This window comes from Mucilaginibacter flavus (assembly GCF_030409315.1).
In the GTDB taxonomy this organism is placed as follows: domain Bacteria; phylum Bacteroidota; class Bacteroidia; order Sphingobacteriales; family Sphingobacteriaceae; genus Mucilaginibacter; species Mucilaginibacter flavus.
The window spans coordinates 94822-117350 of the sequence record NZ_JAUFPS010000026.1; the positions used below are offsets into that span (position 1 = coordinate 94822).

At 45.0% G+C, this 22529-nt stretch carries 11 protein-coding genes; 5 read left to right on the forward strand and 6 right to left on the reverse strand.

Annotation, left to right across the window (positions count from 1 at the left end; all coding sequences use genetic code 11):
* Nucleotides 1–210 precede the first annotated feature (210 nt).
* Complete coding sequence (locus tag QWZ17_RS10245) at nucleotides 211–3147, reverse strand: PAS domain-containing protein (protein ID WP_290305103.1); 2937 nt, start codon at nucleotides 3145–3147, stop codon at nucleotides 211–213.
* Nucleotides 3148–3629: 482 nt separating this feature from the next.
* Between QWZ17_RS10245 and QWZ17_RS10250 the strand changes: the two genes are divergently transcribed.
* The 5 genes from QWZ17_RS10250 to QWZ17_RS10270 all read left to right on the forward strand — a co-directional run bounded on the left by QWZ17_RS10250 (nucleotide 3630) and on the right by QWZ17_RS10270 (nucleotide 12297).
* Nucleotides 3630–4388: a DUF6348 family protein gene (locus QWZ17_RS10250; protein ID WP_290305104.1), complete on the forward strand. Its 759-nt coding sequence runs from the start codon at nucleotides 3630–3632 to the stop codon at nucleotides 4386–4388.
* Between the two features lie 118 nt (nucleotides 4389–4506).
* Complete coding sequence (locus QWZ17_RS10255) at nucleotides 4507–5064, forward strand: hypothetical protein (RefSeq protein WP_290305105.1); 558 nt, start codon at nucleotides 4507–4509, stop codon at nucleotides 5062–5064.
* Nucleotides 5065–5440: 376 nt separating this feature from the next.
* Complete coding sequence (locus tag QWZ17_RS10260; RefSeq protein ID WP_290305106.1) at nucleotides 5441–8800, forward strand: transglutaminase family protein; 3360 nt, start codon at nucleotides 5441–5443, stop codon at nucleotides 8798–8800.
* A gap of 23 nt (nucleotides 8801–8823) precedes the next feature.
* Complete coding sequence (locus QWZ17_RS10265; RefSeq protein WP_290305107.1) at nucleotides 8824–11373, forward strand: circularly permuted type 2 ATP-grasp protein; 2550 nt, start codon at nucleotides 8824–8826, stop codon at nucleotides 11371–11373.
* 48 nt (nucleotides 11374–11421) lie between these two features.
* Nucleotides 11422–12297, forward strand: a complete 876-nt coding sequence (locus QWZ17_RS10270) for a transglutaminase family protein (RefSeq protein ID WP_290305108.1) — start codon at nucleotides 11422–11424, stop codon at nucleotides 12295–12297.
* A 187-nt stretch (nucleotides 12298–12484) separates the two neighbouring features.
* Here the strand turns inward: QWZ17_RS10270 and QWZ17_RS10275 are convergent, their stop codons facing one another.
* The 5 genes from QWZ17_RS10275 to QWZ17_RS10295 all read right to left on the reverse strand — a co-directional run bounded on the left by QWZ17_RS10275 (nucleotide 12485) and on the right by QWZ17_RS10295 (nucleotide 22501).
* A complete protein-coding gene (locus tag QWZ17_RS10275) occupies nucleotides 12485–13552 on the reverse strand; it encodes a zinc-binding metallopeptidase family protein (RefSeq protein WP_290305109.1) in 1068 nt (355 codons plus the stop codon).
* Nucleotides 13553–13816: 264 nt separating this feature from the next.
* Nucleotides 13817–14251 (reverse strand): hypothetical protein, encoded by a 435-nt coding sequence (locus QWZ17_RS10280; RefSeq protein WP_290305110.1) that lies wholly within the window; start codon nucleotides 14249–14251, stop codon nucleotides 13817–13819.
* A 15-nt stretch (nucleotides 14252–14266) separates the two neighbouring features.
* The gene (locus tag QWZ17_RS10285) at nucleotides 14267–15007 is read right to left on the reverse strand and encodes a PoNe immunity protein domain-containing protein (RefSeq protein WP_290305111.1); all 741 of its coding nucleotides are present in this window, start codon (nucleotides 15005–15007) and stop codon (nucleotides 14267–14269) included.
* A complete protein-coding gene (locus QWZ17_RS10290) occupies nucleotides 15004–21177 on the reverse strand; it encodes an eCIS core domain-containing protein (RefSeq protein ID WP_290305112.1) in 6174 nt (2057 codons plus the stop codon). The genes QWZ17_RS10285 and QWZ17_RS10290 overlap by 4 nt, the downstream gene beginning before the upstream one ends.
* A 46-nt stretch (nucleotides 21178–21223) precedes the next feature.
* Entirely contained in the window at nucleotides 21224–22501 is a 1278-nt protein-coding gene (locus tag QWZ17_RS10295; protein WP_290305113.1) for an eCIS core domain-containing protein, read from the reverse strand.
* Between the last annotated feature and the right edge of the window lie 28 nt (nucleotides 22502–22529).

Consider the following 22529-nt stretch of genomic DNA (forward strand, 5'->3'; position numbering starts at 1 on the left):
GAGAGGGGCGGAGGGGTGTGTTCATGCGTGCGGCGGTTGAACGCTGCAGAACACACCCCGCCACCGCTCTATCCGGCGCACGCCCCTCTCAAGAGGGGATTTAAAAACTATGGCGCTGTACATGCTGGGAACCTTACATGTAAACCTAAACGCGGGCCACAAGCGGCACGCGCAATTGAGGGTTTTTACATCCTCGGCGTTGTTACATACCTATTTACTGTCTATCCACTCTTCGGCCTCTTTAACCTCATCAAAAAAACTGAAAACAATCTTTCCTCTTAAAGTTTCGATACTTTTTTGTGCCGATAACTGGCTGAATACGCTTTTTGAATGAACCCAGGCAAAGTATCTTAAGCCTGCTTTTTCCATAGCAGGGAACCATTCGGTATTACCCCAGTCGGCCGCTTCCGACCAATTGCCCAGAACATGCACGTTGCTGTTGAGTACTTTGCTTACCTGGTTTTTCTGTAGCATATCAAGCATGCGCAAGCAGCCCTGCTGTACAGTTTCCAGATTTTGGAAGCCGGTCCAGTCGGCATCAATGCGGTTATGGGTTTTATTGTAAACGAGGGTAATGGTACTGTCCTGGTAAAACTCATCGCCCCTGATAACTGGTTCAGGTTTTTCAGCCGAATGTAACAGCAGTCTGAAAAAGAAGGTGGAACCTTCGTTAGGTTTGCTTTCAATCCAAAAGCTACCGTGATGCCGCTTTAGGATCTCGGCCGATATAAACAATCCCAGGCCCAGGCCTTCAAAGCGCATGGCGGTATTGTCAACTCTGTAATAGCGGTCAAACAGGCGCATCAGGTTTTTTTCTTCTATACCTATACCGAAATCCTGCACCGATACAATCAGGCTGTTATCTGGATGGACGATACAGTTTACAATAACCTTATCTGCGCCGGGCGAGTATTTGATGGCGTTGCTTAGCAGGTTGTTTACCACCTGCTCCAGCCTGAAACGGTCGCCGGTATATGTCGCTTCATCGGCTTGTTGTAAAATGATCTGGTGCGATGTGGTGGCCTGTTGGGTACTTTCAATGCTATCTTTAAGCATATCAAGAAAGTTGAAAGCCTCCATATTGTATTCCATTTTACCCGCGTTAAAACGGGTAACATCAAGCAAATCGCTAATAAGTTTCTCTAACCGCAATACATGCGCCGCCGATTTTTGGATAAAGCCGGTTAGCTTGTGCATATCGGTAGTGCGCTGCATTAACTGGTTAAATGCCTTGATGCTGGTGAGTGGCGTTTTAAGTTCATGACTGGCGATAGACAGAAACTCATCCTTCTTTTGCTCGTTATTTTTTTGAATTTCGATATTAGTATTGGTACCCAGCCACAGGCGAATGTGCCCGTTTTCTATCAAAGGTAAGGCCCTTGCCAGGTGCCAAACATATTGGCCGTCATGAAATTTAAGCCTAAACTCAACCATAAATTCCTTGCCGCTTTGCAAAGCGGCTTTCCATTTCTGCGCGCTCAGGTGCTGATCGTCGGGGTGAATAAATTCCTGTAGCCTACGACCAAGTATCTGATCCATGTTTTGCCCAAAATCGTCGCATACCACCTCGTTTACATAATCAAGGGTGCCATCGGGGCGGGCCGTCCACACCTGTTGGGGCATGGCATTTAGCAAAAAGCGAAAGCGCTGTTCGTTCTCTTTTTCTTTTTGGCGGGTAAGTATGGTTTCGGTAAGTTCAAAAACAAAAACCAATATGCCATCAACTGTACCATCGGCATCATAGCGGGCCTGGTAAATAAAGGTAAAATACCGGTCTTCAATAGGGCCATCCTTGGTGCGGGCCAATGGTACCAAAAGCTCTTTACCTTCAAATGTATTGCCGGTATAATAAACGCTTTTTAAAATATCGATAATGGGAGTGCCCTCCAGCTCGGGCAGGGCATCTTTAATAGGTTTGTTGAGTAATTCCCGGCCGGGGAACAACTGCTGGTAAGATGGGTTTACCAGTTCAAAAACCAAGTCGGGGCCGTCAAGCACGCAAATGCCGGTAGGTACCTGCATAAAAAAGCGTTTAAGCCTGTCGCGCTCGGCGGCGGCTTCGGCCTGGGCGTTAAAAAGTTCAATGTTGCGCAGTTCAACGCGTAACTCAAGGTCATCATTAAGCGTCAACATACTTTGTTGCGCCCGGAACAATTCTTCGTTGGTGGCGCTCAGTTCTTCATTGGCTGATTGGATTTCTTCGTTGGTAGCCTGGATTTCTTCATAGGCATTGGCCAGACCCTGATTCAATTCGGTTAATTGCTGCGCGTTTAGTTCCAGTCGTTTGCGGGCTAAAACAAGTTCCGTTATCTCGTATTTAAAACTTAAAACACCGGTAATTTTGCCGGCCTCATCGCGGATGGCCTGGTATACATAATTAAAATAATGATCCTTAACCGGGCCTCCAATTTCATCAGCCAAAGGAATATGTATTTCGTGGCCGGCCATCGTTTCGCCGGTTTTGTAAACATGCTGCAGCATATCCCAAATCGGTTCGCCGGCTACCTCGGGCAGTGCATATAATACAGGCTTGCCCAACACTTCACGGTTAGGAAAAAGCTCGTTTTTATATTGAGGATTTATAAATTCATAAATCAGGTCGGGCCCGGTTACAATGGCTACCTGGGCAGGTATTTCGTCAAAAAGCTTTTCCATTTGCAGGCTCAGGTTTTCGGCCCGGGCCGCGGCGGCGGTTTCTTTTTCAAGGCTTGCCTTGAGGTTGCGCTCGGCAATTACCTGCGCGGTAACATCCTCGGTATGGTGAATGATGTAACAGATCTCGCCATCGGCATTCAAAACAGGTGTATGAGATGTGTTCCAGTAGCGCTCCTCTACATGCAGCGGATCTGTTGCCGAAGGAATGTCAAACCTCGTTACCGGTAACTGGTGCGGTTTGCGGGTTTTTAAAACTGTATCCAATGAGTGTGAAATACCACCCTCCTCGTGACTCCAATCGGGTATTTTAGGAAACACTTCAAACAGGTAATGTTCAATTAGTTGGGCACGGGTTTTACCGGTAAGCTGTAAATAAGCATTACTTGCCGTAAGCATATAAAGCTCCGGCGAAAGAATAAGATAAGGCTGCGGCATTGTTTCAAATACCCGCAACATTTCTGGCGGTAAAGCAGAACTATGTTTTAGAGCCATTTATAGCTATAAGAAAGATGTACACAAGAATACTAAACGAGTGGCAATTATTAAAATGCGATTACGGGGAAATTGTTTTTGTTAGTAGCAAGTAGTTAGTATCAAGTATCAAGATTTTTTGATGTGCGGATGATTTTGTCTGGACCATGATTAAACAGATTTATCTGGTTTTTTGGATTTTGATTTGCATGCGGTTAAAAAACAATCCTGTTAATCCTTTAATCTGAAGAATCCCGGTTCGGACAGTATTCTGAAAATCCTCAAATTCTGAAAATTCTGATTCAGACAAAATTGCGTTAGGGATAAAAGCGGATACTGGCCCGTGCCTAAGGCCGTGTGCGCGTATGAGCGGTTAGCCCGGCCCGCAGGGAACGCCATGAGTTATTAGTCCGCCTCTTAAATCGATATAAATTTTATAAATTTATGCCAACCTAAACGTCCTGTATATTCTGATACATGGGAATGCTAATGGTTGTTTATAAATGGGACTATTTGATTTTTTTAAAAAGAAGCCGGGCATTGTAGTACAATCTGTACCGCCGGAAGTTGCGCAACCCATCAATCGTAATCTTTATTTAATGGAGACTTTTAAACTCCGCCTCATTGAAATGGGCTACAAGGTTGATTGGCATACGCAATACCTGGCCATTATTGTAAATGACGAATTGGAAATTGCTGTGGTGATAAATGATATCCCTAATAACCATCCCAGTTTATTACAGTTAACTGTGCGGGCAAGCCACCCGAGATATTTTTCAGGCGGTATTCTGGAAAGCCTGATGGGGGTGGGACTTACCTTTGAAGAACAAATAAAATCCGGTTTAGACAATTATATTAACTCTGTATTTTTAACCATAATTGATAGTTTTTCTGAAAGCCATAATCCTGCATTTGATTTTATGGTAAACACCAATGGAAGTGATGTGTTGTGGCATCCTAAGATGGGCAGGTTGCTATCGCAGGGAAAATGGAGCGAAGAACCACAAAACGAGCCTTTGTTTGAAAGTATAAAGCACCTGATTCCCGGTAAGCTCACTTCAAATAAGATAAACTGGCTCAAAATCTATTTGTCCAAACAAAAAAATGAAATTTTTATTGGGGAGTGTACTTTTAACAACCAACCCTGGGATGAGGGCCTTAGCCTACTTTCGGAATATGCAAATAGTTGGGAAATAGAAGGCAATTTTAAAGGGATAAAACAATTTATGATGTTTAGGCGATGCGATAAATATGATGGGTAAATAAAGCTATGCTGATGGTAGACCTTATCTGAAGAGTTTTACGTCAACAATGAAAGTTAATTATTGGTACCGCAACAAGTGGGGACAATTACATTTTACCGCTGGAAAAGTATAGACTATGATAAAATTATTTTGGATTATTTTAATTATCATCTCATTTATTTGCAGCGTACAAGCCCAGGTTTTAATTAAACCATTCCCGAAGAATGCAAGAATGACCACACGGTTTTTAGAGGCGATAGCGGAGCGCGCAAAAGATTATGATAATTATTGTTATAAAGATAGCGCGATCACCAAGCATTATTCAGCATCTTTTATGCTCGACAAGATTGACAGGGATAGCGATTATCGCTTCCTTTTTTTAGCGGAGAGTTGGATCGCTTTTCATTACAAAGAGATGATTCCTGATTTGATAAAACGAGTTACGGATAAAAAAGAAGTGGGTTTAACTAATTCTGCCGACTTAATCATTTTGGAGAGAATAAAATCGAAGCAATTACAGTTTTATGGACATGGAGGCTATAGCGCCGACGATTTGTTCACCATTGGCGGGCGGGCGAACAGGCTGCTGAAAAAAATAACAGGAGAAAATTTTGGGCGCGTTTCTATGTATTCCACGCACGGCGAATTAGTTGCGCTACAAAAAAAGTGGATAGAGTGGTTTGATAAACTGTGAGCAATTAGTTGTTGTGCGTACCTTATTATTGAATAGTTTGACTCATCAAACACTAACATTTTCGTCCGCTCAGGGTCTCCTTGAAAAGGGACCCTGAGCCTGGTTGCTAAGCAGCCGGCAATAAAATCATTGGTAAGCGAATCCCTTGGGGTCCTCTATCGAGAGACCCCAAGGGTACGTGAAAGAATATTACAGGTATATAAAGGATATTAAACGGTAACCTACACTTATCAGAAGCACCTGCATTAAAAAAATCACAACCGTATTTAGCCTTTTTTATAAATGTTGTAATTGTTTTAAAAATTTACAAAATAGGGGCCGGTTTGTTGCGTATTTTACTGTAAATAGGCTATGTTTATAACATAAAACATCGTTTATGTCAATAAAAGTAGCAATTCGTCATTTTACAAGTTATAAATACGACCGGCATATAACGTTGTCGCCACAGGTTATCCGTTTGCGGCCCGCGGCCCATTCGCGCACCATGATTAAAGGCTACTCGCTGAAAATTTTGCCCGAGAACCATTTTATCAACTGGCAGCAAGACCCCTTTGGCAACTACCTTGCCCGTATTGTATTCCCCGAAAAAGTAAACGAGTTTGTTATTGATGTTGAGGTGATTGCCGATATGGTGGTGATTAACCCCTTCGACTTTTTTGTGGAAGAATACGCCGTTCATTACCCTTTTGAATACGATGAAGCGCTGCAAAAAAACCTGGTCCCTTATCTGGAGATCACCGAGCGTGGCCCCCTGTTGATGGATCTGACCGAAAAAGCCAGCGAGCTACTCAAAAAAAATGCCGTAACGCAGGATTTTTTGGTTACCCTTAATCGGTTGCTTTACAGCGAAATCTCTTACAATATCCGCATGGAGCCGGGTGTGCAAAGCTGCGAGGAAACATTGGAGCTTAAATCCGGCTCATGCCGGGATACAGCCTGGCTATTTGTGCAGTTGTTAAGGCATTTTGGTTTGGCTGCCCGCTTTGCATCAGGTTATCTGGTGCAGCTAAAGCCAGATATCAAGTCGCTTGATGGCCCATCAGGACCCGAGCAGGACTTTACCGACCTACATGCCTGGACCGAAGTTTACCTGCCCGGTGCAGGTTGGGTGGGCCTCGATCCTACATCAGGCTTATTTGCCGGCGAGGGGCATATTCCGCTTGCCTGTACGCCCGATCCGCAAAGCGCGGCGCCTATCAGTGGTGGTATCATCAGCGACTCGGATAAGCCCATCGAAACGGAATTCCATTTTGAAAACACCATCACCCGTATAGAGGAAAAACCACGTGTAACCAAGCCTTTCTCTGATGAGCAATGGGACGATATTATGGCATTGGGTGATAAGGTTGACGAAGAATTTGCAGCCAACAACGTGCGCCTTACCATGGGCGGCGAACCGACATTTGTATCGGTAGATAATAACGAGGCCCCGGAATGGAATTCGGCTGCCGATGGCGAACATAAACGCCGCCTGTCAAACATCCTGTTCCACAAGCTTAAAAACGAATATGGCGCGGGCGCGCTGATGCAATACGGCCAGGGTAAGTGGTACCCCGGCGAGCCTTTACCGCGTTGGAAATTAGCATGCTACTGGCGTAAGGATAACGTGCCTTTGTGGAACAATGATACCCTCATGGCCGACCTATCTAAAGATTACGGCCTTACCGCCAAGGATGCCAAAAAGTTTATGCGTGGGCTTAGCGATGAACTTCACATTGATGCTAAAAATATCACCCCAACCTACGAAGATCCTTTTTACTTTTTGTGGGAGGAAAGCAAAACACCTATTAATGTCGATCCGCTAAAGATCGATCTGAAATCGCCTTTGGAGCGCCAAAAATTAGCCGAACTACTCAATACCGGTTTGAATGAGCCGGTTGGCTATGTAGTGCCCATTAAATGGGATTTGGAAAGCAACAACTGGCAAAGTTGCAAATGGTCTTTCCGCCGTAAAAACCTGTTTTTGGTGCCGGGTAACTCACCGGTAGGTTTGCGCCTGCCTTTAGATTCTATCCAGTATTTTGATCCTGCCGAGCAGGAGGAGCTGCCGGAAAGAAGCCTGTTTGCCGATGTGGATGCCTTACCCGAAGGTGACGGCCTGATCCCCGAAACCGGCGCTAAGTTTAACAATACAAAAATCATTTTTAAAACAGCTTTGGTAGTTGAAGTAAGGCAGGGCAAACTGTTTATCTTTTTCCCACCTACAAGCTATTTTGAGCACTATTTATACATGGTTAATGCCGTGGAGCGTACAGCCGAAAAGCTAAAAATGCCGGTATTGATTGAGGGCTATGATCCGCCTGCCGATAACCGCGTTACTAAAATGATGATCACGCCAGATCCTGGTGTTATTGAGGTAAACATTCACCCGGCCGCAAGCTGGCGCGAATTGGCTAAAAACTACGATATCCTGTACAAAAAAGCCGCCGAATCACGGCTGGCTACCGAGAAATTTAATATTGATGGCAGGCATACCGGTACGGGTGGCGGCAACCACGTAACGCTGGGTGGCGAAGTACCATCTGATAGTCCGCTGTTGCGCAGGCCTGATATTTTGCGCAGTTTCATTACCTTTTGGCAGCATCATCCTTGCCTGTCATACCTGTTCTCTACCCAGTTTATTGGTCCAACAAGCCAGGCACCACGGGTTGATGAGGGCAGGATGGAAACGCTTTACGAGCTGGAAATTGCTTTTCAACAAGTGCCTGATCATACCGAAGGCGAAGTGCCTTTTTGGTTGGTTGATAGAATTTTCCGTCACTTTTTAACAGATATTACCGGTAATACCCACCGATCTGAGTTTTGTATCGATAAACTTTACTCGCCCGATTCATCAAGCGGTCGTTTAGGCATCCTGGAGTTCAGGGGCTTTGATATGCCGCCGCATTACCGCATGAGCATGGTGCAATTCCTGTTGATCAGAACGCTGCTGGCCTGGTTCTGGAAAACCCCATACAATCATAAGCTGGTACGTTGGGGAACCGAATTGCATGACCGTTTCCTGCTGCCGCATTACTGCTATAAGGATATGACCGAAGTGGTAAATAGCTTGCGCGATGCCGGTTATGGCTTTGATATCTCGTGGTTTGAGCCTTTCTTTAGTTTCCGTTTTCCATTCCTGGGCGAATTGCAGGTTGATGATATCAACATCGAAATAAAAATGGCCATTGAACCATGGCACGTATTGGGAGAAGAAATGTCGAGCACCGGCACCGCCCGTTTTGTTGATTCATCGCTGGAACGTATTCAGGTTAAAATATCAGGCCTTACAGATTCGCGTTATACGTTTTTGTGCAACGGCTTAAAAATCCCACTAAAAAGCACCGGTGTACAAGGCGAATACATTGCCGGGGTACGTTACCGCGCCTGGCAGCCACCATCGGCCCTGCATCCAACCATTGGTACAGATACGCCGTTGGTGTTCGATTTGTATGATACCTGGACACAGAAATCCGTAGCGGCATGCCAATACCACGTATCACACCCGGGCGGGCGTAGTTATGATACCTTCCCGGTGAATAGCTATGAGGCCGAATCGCGTATTATTTCGCGCTTTTTTGATTTTGGACACTCGGTTAATTTGGTTGAGCCGGCTGTTAGTCAGCAGGCTGCCGGGGGGCGTTTTGTTACCAAAATGAATATACTTCCGCAATATACCATCACCAATGAGGTGATCAGCCCCGAGTATCCGTACACCATGGATTTGAGGCGGTATAAAAATGCTAAGAATTTATAGCGGAAAAATAAGAGATTTGGAACATGATTGAAACTTACCTGCAGCGGAGCCGTGAAACTGCCAAACCTTTTTTTGATGAGCTTGCCGCGCCCGATGGTGTAGTACGCGAACATTGGAAAAAGCTTGCCCATGCTTATGATGAGCTGGGCATTGAAAAGATGGAGCACCGGAGCAGGGAAATTAGCCAGGAACTGCGCGATAACGGGGTTACGTATAACGTATACAGTGATCCCGATGGTATAAACCGCCCCTGGAAGCTTGACCCCGTGCCTATGGTGCTTAGCCAGCAGGAATGGGAAAATATTGAGCGTGGCCTGGCCCAGCGTGCCGAACTGCTGAACCTGATTTTATCAGATATTTATGGCGAACGCAAGCTGATTAAAGAGGGATTTATCCCCTTTGAAATGGTGTTTACCCACAAAGGTTTTTTACGCCAGGCCGATAAGATCAAAATACCCGGCAAGTTTCAGCTTATCCAATATTCTGCCGACCTGGTACGCGGCCCGCTTGGTAAAATATGGGTATTGCATGATCGTACAGACGCACCTTCGGGAGCGGGCTATACCTTAGAGAACAGGGCAGCCATGACCCGTGTATTTCCAGACCTGATCCGTGAAAATCAGGTGCGTAAAATCTCCTCTTATTATCAAACACTAAAAAATACACTCACCAAACTCGCCTCACAAAATAAAGAGAACCCACGGGTAGTGCTGTTATCGCCCGGTACTGCCAACGAAACTTATTTTGAGCATGCTTACCTGGCATCATCATTAGGTATTACCTTGGCCTTTGGGCAGGACTTAACCGTAAGCGACGGCTACGTTTGGCTTAAAACGCTAAAGGGCCTGGAAAAGGTAGATGTTATTGTAAGGCGTGTTGATGATATTTATTGCGATCCGCTGGAGTTTTTGGGTAATTCGCATTTAGGCGTTGTTGGGCTGATGGAAGCCGTGCGGCAAAAAAAGGTAACCATTATTAATCCCCTGGGTTGCCGCATACTGGAAAACCCCGGTTTGATGGCCTTTTTACCACGCCTGTGCAGGCATTTACTGAATGAAGAACTGATTTTGCCATCCATAGCTACCTGGTGGTGCGGGCATGAAAAGGAAAAGAAATACGTGCTTGATAATTTGCCTTTTTTAATCATCCGTACCATTTACCGGACTAACGAGAATGTGCCTTATGTGGGCAGTGAATTAAGTAAAAAACAGATAGACGATCTTAAAAAAGAAATAAATACCCGCCCATATTTATATGTTGCGCAGGAGGTGGTAAGTTTTAGTACTACGCCATCCTTAATAGGCAATAACCTGGAAGCTTGCAACGCCATTTTCAGGAGCTATATTGTGGCCGATATGGATAAACAGGCCTACCATGTAATGCCCGGTGGTTTATCCCGAAGTTTCCCGACCAAAGAGGAGTTTATAATTTCAAATCAAACGGGCGGTATCAGTAAAGATACCTGGGTGCTTGGTCCATCGCCGGTTAATCAAAACAAGCCGGCTGTAAATCAGCCCATATTAAGGCAGGTTAAAAACGTTTTGCCCAGCCGCACCGGCGAGAGCTTATTTTGGCTCGGCCGTTACCTGGATAGGGCGGTAAGCAATGTGCGGATGATGCGCATCGTACTTAAAATATACAACGAGCGCGATGATGAAATTCACCCCGAAACAGATCAAACGTTGGTGATACTCCTTAAAAGCTTAAGTGTTTTAACGGGTACGCTACCCGGCTTTGCCGCTATAGACCAAAACAAATTAAGGCAACCCGAAAAGGAGTTGCTCTCTTTGGCTGTCGATCCGTCTCGTCCAGGCTCGCTGGCGCAGTCGCTGCAATCATTTTTAACTAATGGTTACGCCGTACGGGATAGGTTAAGCCTGGATACCTGGCGCATTTTAGATAGCATATCTGAAGAGTTTGACTTGATGAAGGAGAACGGTAACGATTTGCGAAAAATTTACCATAACCTCGATCAGTTTATCATCAAGCTTATGGCTTTTATCGGCCTCAATAATGATAACATGACCAGGGCATCCAGCTGGCGGTTGTTAAATATCGGTCGTTTTTTAGAGTCGTCGGTTAACACCTGCACCATTTTGCAAGCCACATTAGCCAACAACGTAACGCCCGATGTAGAGAAGCAATTGATGGAACTGGTATTGATGTGCAACGAAAGTTTGGTTACGTATCGCTATTTATATCGATCAACCTTGCAGTTGCCGGGCGTATTAAGCCTGTTGCTGGTTAATGAGGATAACCCCAAATCGGTAGCCTTTTTAATATCAAAGGTTGATGAACACCTGAATCATTTGCCGCATAGCCATACCGATGAAGGACTAAGCCCGGCCCACAAAAAACTGCTGGAAGCCCTAACCATGATAAGGCTGTGCGATGTAAACAGAATGGTGACATCGGGCGGTAATGCGCCTGATAAAAAGGAGTTGAGCCGCTTTTTAAGCCATTTAATTGTGTTACTGGGCGAGGCATCAACCATTATATTTGAGAGTTACTTTAGCCCAACCCAAAGCCAGTACAGTTTTGTAAAAAGCAATAACGCTTTACCCGAGCTATAAAAGATGCCGGTTTAACCATAGCCTAATTTTTAAAGAACTTCAACACCCATGAAATACAGGATAACGCATATTACCAGGTACGAATACCAGCTTCCGGCATCATTATGCCATAACCTGGTTTACCAGGTACCGGTTAACCATAGTTTTCAGGAGGTAGAGAAGGTGCACTATCACATACAGCCCGAGCCGCATTTCTTAGTGACGAGGGAAGATTTTTTTAATAACAAGTTTATCTATTTTTCTATAGAGGAGTTTCATCAAAGACTCACAGTTGAAATTAAAAGCGAAGTTAAAATTGCCGAACCTGTTTGGCTCAATACCATCCCTAAAAATACCATGCCTTGGGAAAACGTGGTGACCTGGCTGCGAAGCTCTGAAGCCGAAAACGATCTGAGGCAGTTTTACCTCGAATCGGATCATGTGGTGTTTATCCCGGGTATTCGCGAATATGTGTTGGAGTCTTTTACGCCCGGCCGACCAATTATGGAGGCCATGCTCCATCTTAATTCGCGCATTTTTAATGATTTTGATTTTACCCCCGGTTTTACCGATGTAAGTACCAAACTGGAAGAAGTTTTTTTACACCGTAAAGGCGTATGTCAGGATTTTGCCCATTTTTCATTGGCCTGCTTGCGTTCCATTGGTTTGGCGGCCCGTTATGTAAGCGGTTATATAGAAACCCTGCCGCCACCCGGCAAACCCAAGCTGTTTGGTTCCGATGCTTCGCACGCCTGGATAGCACTGTACATTCCAAACCTTGGGTGGACGGAGTTTGACGCCACCAACAACCTGTTGGTAAACGACCGCCACGTCCGCACCGCCATCGGCCGCGATTTTGCCGATATTGTACCCCTTAAAGGCATTGTTTACAGCGGCGCCGGGCAACGGATGTATGTAAATGTAGATGTGAGCAGGGTGGAATAGTTGAGTGCTATAGATTTTAACAACCCTAAAAAGCAGGGACACGTGCGATTCCTTCCTTGGGGAAGGGGAGGTAGGGGTTAAACAGCATCCCTGTACTATCTTTTAATATCGCTTGTATAAAACCCTCCCTGCGTTTGCGCACAATTCCATCCCGCCCCTCCCGAAGGAGGGAATTAATAAAAAGTCTTTACCCCACCTTCGATGCAAAGCAAACCTTATGTATAAAGCTTAGTTTTTCAATCACCTTTGGCTGAATTACAAAAGGGTACAAATCATGATTTCCCATGCTGCGGTTCATGCTGTTCATAGCGAAGGTTAACGGCAGCCACAGATCAACCAAAGCCTCAAAATTTTCCTGCTCATAGGGGTTTGTTTTGATGGTGGCCTGCAAGCTTTGGTCTTTACCGGCTATGCGTGGCGCTACCTTTATACCAAAGGAATCGCCGGTTTCCAGGGTATCGATGATGTGGAGGTAATGCGCCCAGGTTTCGGCCCAATCTTCCCAGGGGTGGGAACTGGCGTATGAGCTGATGAAGTTTAAATTCCAGTCGGCAGGAGCGCCCTGGTTATAATGATTTTGCAGCGCCTGGGCGTAATTTTCGCGTTCATCGCCAAACAGCTGACGGTATTCATCTATAAACGGACTGTTATCAATCAACCTGTCCCAATAATAATGCCCCACCTCATGCCTGAAATGGCCTAACAGCGTACGGTAAGGCTCGTTCATTTCCTTACGGGATAGTTCGCGTTTATCGTCATCAGCCTCATTGATATTGAGGGTGATGAGGCCGTTTTCGTGCCCGGTTAAAACCTTTTGTACCGCGTTTACATCGGTTAAAAAATCAAAACTTAAACCCGTTTCCATATCCTGTAATTTGCTTACCAGGGGCAGCTTCATTTGCAGTAAGGTGTAAATCAAACGGTGTTTGGCAACCTCAATCAATTGCCATTGCCTTTGATGTTCAGGATCTGACAGGTTTGGTACAATGTGGTTAAGTTCGCATGCCCGGCAAAAAGTACTGTCACTATCGACCGGGATAAGCCAGTTGCAAACATCAAACTGATGGTTTGCGCAGTATTTGTACTGTTGTGATTTTTTGTCGCCGTAAAGGTTGTGAACCCCATTTTCGGCGGGTGTTAAAGTAACCAGGTTTACATCTTCTGGAACAAAGCCCAGTGAGTTTTTACACGATTCGCAAACGCTGTTTTCAAAATATAATAGTTGACCACAATCGGTACATTTAAATAGTTTCATAGGTTGTTTTATGTAATAGCTTGTGTGTTAACAGATTTTGAAGCGGCGGGTTTTGAAGAAATGCAAATAGGAGCGGGGATTTCAATGACAATTGTTTTATGATACGTGATGGCGGGTGTCCATCGGGGTTTCCCTAAAAAAAGCAGGATTTACTTATTATATGCTTAATGGAGTGTTTATATTTGAAAATAAGTTAAAACAGCCCTTTAAAGGCCTTGCCTTATAGGAGCAGAAGGATCATAAAGACCAAAATATTCTGATCTGTTATTTGATGACTTTTTTAAAATAGCCGATGGATGGATTGGCTATAAAATTTTCCATCTCCATAAATGGATAAAAGTCACCATAAGCGCTATAGCCGGTGATAATGGGTTGGCCATACCCATCCGGAAAGTTTTCTTTATCATCAGAAATGCTCCAACTACCGTTGAAGGTTCTTTTAACAGTTTCGCCAATGTAGTAGGCTGCCTCCAGCAAAAGGTCATTGTCTTCTTCAAAAGATGGCTTTAAGTGTATTAGCAATAGCTCAACGTACTTTAGCCCTTCCATGGTGTAGTCGGCTTTGTATTCTACCGTTTTTTTTAAAAGAGCTTTAAAATCTTTTAACAGGTTGTCAATATCACTTACATCATCAAGCAGCCTGGCGTATTCATCGGCTATGTGCTTACTGCTAAATTGGCCTGTATTGGGTTTGTCCATAATTGTTTTTAATGGTTACAAGTTTCGGTTAAAATCAGCAAAATCCTTTGGATAAAAAAGTTTGTCTCTAAATGATGTGTCGTCGATATTTAATAAACAGACTACAGCAGCCGACTCAAAACTCCAATAACCAATAAAGGCGCATTGGTTTTCTGTATTTTTATGCGAATTGTACCAGGGCGCTTTGCTCATGTTTTTGTACCAGCCTGATAGGTAGGCAGCAATAATTTCTGGCTGTTGTTCTTTTTTCGCATCAAACACGCTATACAGTTTTTCGAATGATTTTGGCCAGAGCAATTTTCCGGCGATTTTTCTGTCTGGTAACACGTATGATAGCATTATATCTGTCAGCTTATCGCTTCCCAGGGTATCGCAAACGGCAGCCAGTTTTTCCATCAATTCCCTATCGCTTTTAACAAGTATATTTAATGATAAAATAGTGAGGTATTCCTGGTAAACCAAAAATAAATCTTTCATCGAAGTGATATATTCCGGAGGGTAATTTTGGTAGGCAATATAGTTTTGGGTTGCTTCCGTTACCAGTTGTGCCAGATCTTTAATACTTCCTCCCTCCGAATATTTGTAAATGGCATACCTCAATTGCGTATCAGAAAGAATGGCGTAAACAGTATCCCAGCTTTTTATCTCCGGTGGCCTGCTGGCAAGCTGCTCTTTATTCTCGGTAATTTCGCTTTCAAAATCGGCGCGGCAGCTCTTCAGGTTTGCCAGGTTTAACAATGGCTCTCTTTTCATCATCTATCTGTAATTGGCTCTAATGTTACTACTCCATGTTCATCAACCTTGACGAGCAGTTTTCCAAGCGTTTTAGTTTTCATAGCGTCAATAATCTCTTTCCTTGTCGCCGCATCAAGCGTGTTAAGGTAACCCTTTATCCACGGGTCTGACATTTGGCCGGGCTTTAACTGCGCTTTTCTATACTTGGTTTCTGTTACATAAATTTTGCCGTTTTTCTTCCATACGCCATCTAAACCTACTCCCTGGGGCGGGTTTCTATAATCTATCAACTTACCGCCGTTGTTTAACTTTTTGAAACCGGCATTTTTTAAATGTAAGTCGGCCTGGTATTCTCCCAATCTTCCTTTTAAGGTGTTTTTAAAACCGCCTCTCCTTAGTTTTGTTTTATTGTTAAAGCTGCCATCAAACCAATTGTTAAAGCTACGTGGTTTTTTTCCTGCGGCCTTCTTTTTAGCTTTATATTCGTTGTAATACTTTTTGATTTTTTTTGTATTGCCAAGCAACTTTTTCTGAACTTTTGCAAAGCTTTCCATTTCTTTAAGCTTTGTTTCAAGTACTTTAAGCTCTTTTAAGGCGGCTTTGTTATTTGGATTTTTTTTCAGTTTAGCTTTAACCTTTTTTAGCTCAGCCTTTAATTCGGGGTTAGCATTAAGCTCGTTTTTGTATTTGACCTCCAGGGCGGCGCAGGTTGTGCATTTGGCGGCATTTCCGTCTTTATCAATTTTTAAGTCGTGCCCGTCTTCCGTTTTATCTTTGGCTACTACACCTTCATCGTTCTGGGCTTTTTCTGCAAATTCCTGTGCTTGTTTCTCCTCGGGGGTATCCGCGGTTGGTGTTTCGGTGGTTTCGTCGGCCGGTAGTTCTGCCGGCTCGTTAACAACTTCGTCTGGTACAGCCTCTGTTGATACTTCTCCCGCTTCCTCTGGTAAAACCTCTCCTGTTTCGCCAGGCAAAATTTCTCCTGTTTCGTCTGGAAATACTTCCGGCATTTCTTCGGGCGACTTTCCGTTCACTTCGGTGGTATCGCTTTCTATACCGGTTTTTACTTCTGTTGGTTCATCTACTACGGTAGCTCCGGTTCCTGTATTTTCAGGTGTTACGGTTTCATGGGTTACCTTCCGCTCGCCCGAAGGATTTTCGGGGATTTTAGCTGAATTGGATGGTTTAGGAGCAGGGCCGCCAGTTGGCGCAGGCAATTCAGGACCTGCGGGCCCCATATCAATGCCATGGGTGTTGTTCATCCAATCGTGATATTCCTGCAAAGTGCTAAACTCCAGTTTTTCCCTCCTCATGCTAACCGGGTCTGGATAATCTATTTTGTAAGGTTTGTCGACACCCGGTTCATAAGAGAATAGCGTAAATTCATTGCCGCGTGGAGTTTTGAAATCAATTTTTGAGGTTACCGGTTTATTGCCGGCTTTTACGGATTGATCCCTTATAATACTAAAATCTCCTGCCGCGCCGCTTGGTAGCCTGTCTTGAGGCAAAACAAAGCCAGTGTCGCCAACAGGGTGATAATGGGATACCAGTTCAAACTTATCTTTGGATTGATCCTGAAGAATTTCCTTCCATTTTTGCGCAAGACCAGGTGTAGGCCCCTGTTTTTCGCCGGCTGGTCCTTTAACGTGAACGCTACTGTCATCTCCCTGAATCACGATAAAATCTCCGGTTTCGGTATTGCGATAAATACCCACTTCCCGGCCTGGAGTTTCGTTTATGGAGCTTCTGTACATCCTGGCAGCATCCACTTCTGATGTCGCATCGCCAGGCATCATCACATCGCCAGGCTCAAATTCATAGAATTCGCCCTCCGCATCAGGTAAATGTGTACCTGATTGCCCTTGCCCCGGCGTTTTTGCAGGCTTCGCGGCTTCCGGATTTTCGGTATTCCCTACCTTTTCTACCGGTTTTTCGTTTTCTACCGCTTTCTCGCTTGTTTTTGGTGTTTCATTTTCGGTATGCTGTGTTACCGGGTCTTTTGTTTGTTCAACTTTTGTTTCTGTATTTTCTAAAGATGTTTCGGTGCCTTTTTCAATGGTTGGTTTTTCGGCCACAGGTTTTTCTGGTTTGCCTAATCCAATTTTGCCTTTTGCCGCATTAATCTTCTTCTTCATTCCGGCACGGCCTTCATTAAAAGAGGTTTTAGCTTTCTCGAATTTTTGACCTTGTTTACTTTCTTTTATTCCTTTTAATGCGCTATCAACAGCCTGTAAAGGCTTACTTTCTTTTACGGTTTTCACCAGGCCTTTCATTGATTCGGTAAGTTCGGGCATGGCTTCAGATATAAGGCCACCAAGTTTCTTGAAGCCGGCTGTTAATGCCTCGGCTATTTTGCCGCCTATGGCTCCCAGCAAGAACAACGCGAGCATGATACCCAACGTTAAGCCGCTATTGGCAATGCGCTGGTAGGCAAATAGTATCCGGTCTCGCCCGGTTTTAACCTGCGAGGCGGTGTACATGTGCGGATTTTGTTTCTGAGCGCTTTCGCCGGGGGCTGGTGCTTCATTTTTGGTATCAGAATCAAATGCTTTCTCCACCTTCTTAGCCTCAGGAGGTGGCGCGGGCGATTCTTTTTCATCGTCCTGGGTTACCGACAGGTCATAAACGGCCTTGGTAATAACCAGGGTTTCTGTTGCTACCATTGAAACCATAATGCCTTCGCCAAGGGCCACACCAGCTTCAAAGCCAGCCCCGGCACCCGGAATAGCACCTGCGCCTACGCCAAATATGCCACCCAATATAGCGCCTACAACAGCGCCGCCAATGGCTGCCCATCCGGCAAACGCGCCTACTGTATTGTTGAGCGCCTGCATCCATTCCAAGCATTCGTCGGTAACTTTGCTGTAATCTCCGGCTTTAAAGTCGGTCCATATTTGCGGTATCAGGTGCCACAGCTTTGGTGCTTCTTCATACAGCGGGCTGCCTGTTGCAAATGGCCAAATCAGGTACCAGATCATGTTTTTAGCCTGTCCCCACCAATCGGCCATTAAAGCGTTTACGGTAGGGGTAAGGTATTTCATAATACCTGTAAGATGTTTAGCAACAGATAAACCGGCTAAGCTAAGCGCATTCTCTACCGCGCCCTGGGCGCTACCCGGTATCTCCTGGATGTGGGGCTGTAAAAACTCTTTGGCTTTATCCTCTAATATTTGCGGGTTATTCCATATTTCCATAAAGCCGTCAATCATCACTTTGAAAAGCTTATACTGCTTTTCAACATCCAGCAGGAAGTCCATGATTTTCAACGATGCTACAATAACCGCTTCGGTAACTGATAGTGTAATATCCCAGGCTTTTTGTACAATTGCCAGCGCGGTATCAACAATGGCGGCATAGGTATCAATTATCGCAGCCACTACTTCTTTAAAGGTGTCAAATGCCTCATTGGCAAATGTTACGGCCTCATTAACCGCGGCATCAATTTTCGCGTTTAATTCGTCGCGTATTTCGGGGAACGCGGCAAATACAATGTCTACATAGGTTTTCAGTAGTTCGCCAAATTCTTTTATAAAGCCCACTATGGCCTTTCTTGCCAATTCAATGGCTGCCATGGCCAGTTCTTTGGCTTTTTCAAAAGCCCATTTAACGGCAGCGCGCAACTTATCAAATATAAAGTTGACCGCTTTTTTCAAGCCATCTATCAGCGCGGAAGCTTTATCGGCAAGCCAACCTAAAAATCCTTTACTTTCATTACGGGCCTCGTTCTTTTTGTCGTCGGCTTCTTTTTTGGCATCGGCTTTCTTTTTAGCTACTTCCTCATTGGCGTCATCGTAATGTTTTTTGGCCTCGTCATTTCCTTTTTTCGATTCGGTATTTACCTTATCAATATGGTCTTGCGCCGCCTGGCCGGCCTTGGTTTGGAAGTTAAGTTCCGTTTCATCAAGCCGTTTTTGCCATTCAACCCGCGATGCGCCTACGTGATTTTGTGCATCAAGCTGGGCTTTGTTTTGCAATCGGTTTGATTTAGCGGTCTCGGTATTGATTTGTTTGTCTGTTTCTGTTTTACCGGTGCTTATTTTATCGCGGTATAAAACTTCTTCCTGCGCGTATTTTTGCGTTTGCTCGCCAATTTTTGCGTTGATGTGATCTGCAGATGATGCGTCGATCTTGTCTTTCAGATCACCCGGTACAGGGCTGCTACCGTTTAAGGCACCGCCTTTGCCGGTATTGACCTTAAATGAGCGTTTGGTTTTTATGTTTTTTGACGACGGTTTTGGTATTACATTGTTTTCGCCAAAGTCATTATTTATTTCAAGGGCCGCGGCAGCTTTCTTTTCAGCTACCTCATCTGCCTGGGCTTTGGTTTCATCGTTAATGTTATTTGCATCCGCTTCTCCGGTTAATGGTACAACGGGGGCGTTAATCAATTTATCTGGTATTGCGCTATCATCAAATGATACGCTTTCCAACGCGTTACCGGCACTGGTAGGATCAACCTGGTCTGGCGAATCAGGGGTAGGCTGGGTTTGTAGTTTTGACGGTACAAATGCAGGCACCGGCGGTACCTCAACCTCTGTTTTGGCAGGTGGGCTCCATCCGCCCTTACCCTCATAGGTTTTTTTTGCAGATGCCGACTCTTTGCTTATCGTAAATTTCTTTTTGCCTCCATTTTTACCACCGTAGGGGCTGCCGTTAGCCTCCGGAATTATTGGTATTTGTTTTACCGATTCGTCCTTTTGCATCTCCTCGCTTTGCGCTGCGGCGTCCTTAGCCGCATTAAATGCCCCGGCAATTTCGGTAACAGGAGTTTTTTGCAATGCTTCAAGTACATCGGCAGGGTTGCCGGTGGCGGTTATTGGGGGCGCTTCCATTTTGCCCGGGTTATCGGTGCCGTTTGTTTTGGCGTTTGGCGCTACCGGAACATTTGCCGAAGACGCCGATGCTTTTAACTGCGATGCCTTAACTGTTGTCGTGCCAGGGCCGGTTGGAGACGTAGTAGTTGTTGTACCAGATATTGGCGCGGCAACAGTATTATTGACAGGAGTGGCTACCGGCGTTGGTGTAGGGTTATTAGTGGTGGCTTGCGGCGCGGCAGGCGCTGCCGTTCCGTTTGTATCACGTTGAATAACCGGGGCGACTGTTTGTGTTAAAGTATTGTTTTCTTCCTCGCTGGTTTGTTGCTTTAGCTGTACAGAACCGTTTTGTTGTACAACATGTGTTAGCTCGTGAGCCAGCAAATGTTTGCCAGTATCTGTTTGGGGCTGATAATGCCCATCGTTAAAGTAAATGCTGTTTTTTATGGTGAAAGCCTTAGCATTTAAGGCCTTGCTCATCCGGGCAGATTCGTTGTTGTTATGGATCTCCACATCTCCAAAATCGTTGCCGAAACGGGCTTCCATAAAAGCCCTTGTGCCGGCGTCCATTGGCTGGCCGGTACCCATGCTTGATGTTATGCGGCTGGATAGCGTACCATCAACAATACCCGATCCGTCACTATTTTGGTTAACAGCAGGCTGGGCTTGCGGAACAGGTTGCTCTTTAAGGCGCACATGTTCATCGTCGTAACCGCCACATTCGCATCGTTGTATAAAAGGTGTGATTTGGTTGGATAGCGGTTTAAGCTGTACGCGTTCATCTTCATCATCGTCAACTACATCGGGACCGGTAGATTTGTGATAGCCAAACTGCGCAATCGGTGCTATTGGTTTAAGGCGTACATGTTCGTCGTCATAATTATCGCAAGAGCTGCAACGTTGTATAAATGGTGTAATTGGGGTTGATAGCGGTTTAAGTTGTACATGTTCATCGTCATAACTATCAACACAGGTTGATATTGATTTATGGTAACCAAACGGTACTACTGGCGGAATTGGCTTAAGCTGCACATGCTCATCATCGTGATTGTTGCACGCCGGGCTACATCGTTGCAGAAAGGGCGTTACCTGGCCGGCCAAGGGTTTAAGACTTACCTTGTTGTCATCAACATCATTTGCAGGATTACGTTGTACGTTCCGGCTTTCGGGCATCCGCATTACTTTATCGGCCATATCATCGGCCTCTTGCTCAAACGGATCATTTGGCGCGCCCACAGAAAGTTTTAGCTGGATAGGATATCTGTCAATAAGCAATTCTTCTTTTTCAAAGTGTTGCTCCTTTGCGGGCGCAACTTCAACGGCCGAAGCAGCTGGGCTGCTTTGCGGTTGATGAGCTATTGAAGCGGTTTCGTGCATATTGTTTTAAGTTATCTTGTTATTGCCTTTTGTTTTAAAAACGTTTCTATGGGTTTAAGAAATGCGGAAAGAATGAAAACGATATGCCGGTAGTGTTAAACTGGTAAGTTCCCTTAGGCCCGGGTTGTATAGTGTATCCAAAATTGAAAAAATAGGAATAATGGGGATCTAGCGTATGTAATTCCACTTGCGAGCCTAATGTAACCCCGGCACCTGTATCAACACCCAGCTGCACGGGCGCAAACTCTACCTTTTTTCCATAATGGAAATTTAGCAGTGATATGCCAAATTGAACAGAGTTAAGCGTGCCGGACCCCGGCGTTGCGGCTGTAAACGTTACACCCGGTTCATGCAAGATATCCAATGCATCAAAAACGGTATTTAAACCCTTTACGTTATAAAAATCCAAACCGCGGGCAACAGCTGTAATCTGATTATTACCGGTAAACATATCCATAAACTGATCGCCACCCAGTCGTAATCCATCATTGTCGGGTTCTGAAATATCGGGTATTGTGGCAAAAAGATCGGGGCTGTAAGTGCCTATGATGCTGCGGATTTGGCTTGGTGTAAGTAAAAGGTTTACCGGTGGCAGAAACTTAAATAGCGGGAGCTGAAAGTTGAAGGGTGCTGGCCGTTGCAGGTTAAGCTTGTAATCGCCTAAGTGAATACCATAATCGGGCAGGTTTGGCAGCAGCTTTGGCATGGTTAGTTTCATGGGATTTTTAAAATCATCGTCGGTGCCCTGTTTTTGAATTTTTGGCTTTATTGATTTTCCCTGTTGTATGGTATGCGTTAGCTCATGAGCCAGCAAGCGTTTACCGCCCGAAACTTCGGGCGCGTATTTTCCCGAATTGAAGTAAATATCGTTGCCAACTGTAAACGCCTGAGCGTTTAATTCATTCGACATTTGAGCCGCATAATCATCTGTGTGAATCCTTACGTCTGAGAAATCATTCCCAAAACGGCTTTCCATAAAACTTTTGGTACCATTGCTCATTGATTGGCCACCGCCCCGGGTGGCCGCAATGCCGTTTGTTACAGCGGGGCTTGCAACTCCGCCGCCATCGCCCTTTGCTTGTATAAATGGGGGAAGTTGACCAGATAATGGCTTACGGTTGATATTTTCATCATCAGTGTCATCTACTTCACGTTGTATCAATGACCTTTCGGGCATGCGCATCACTTTATCGGCCATGTCATCTGCCTGCTGTTCCATGGGGTCGTTTGTTTCGCCAACGGTAAGCTTGCGCTGTATATTTGCCGCGCCAGATGAGGTGATTGCCCTGTTAGCCCCTGATGATCTGTGTCTGTACCGTTTCATCGTTCAATCGTTTTTTGCTGTTGTTACA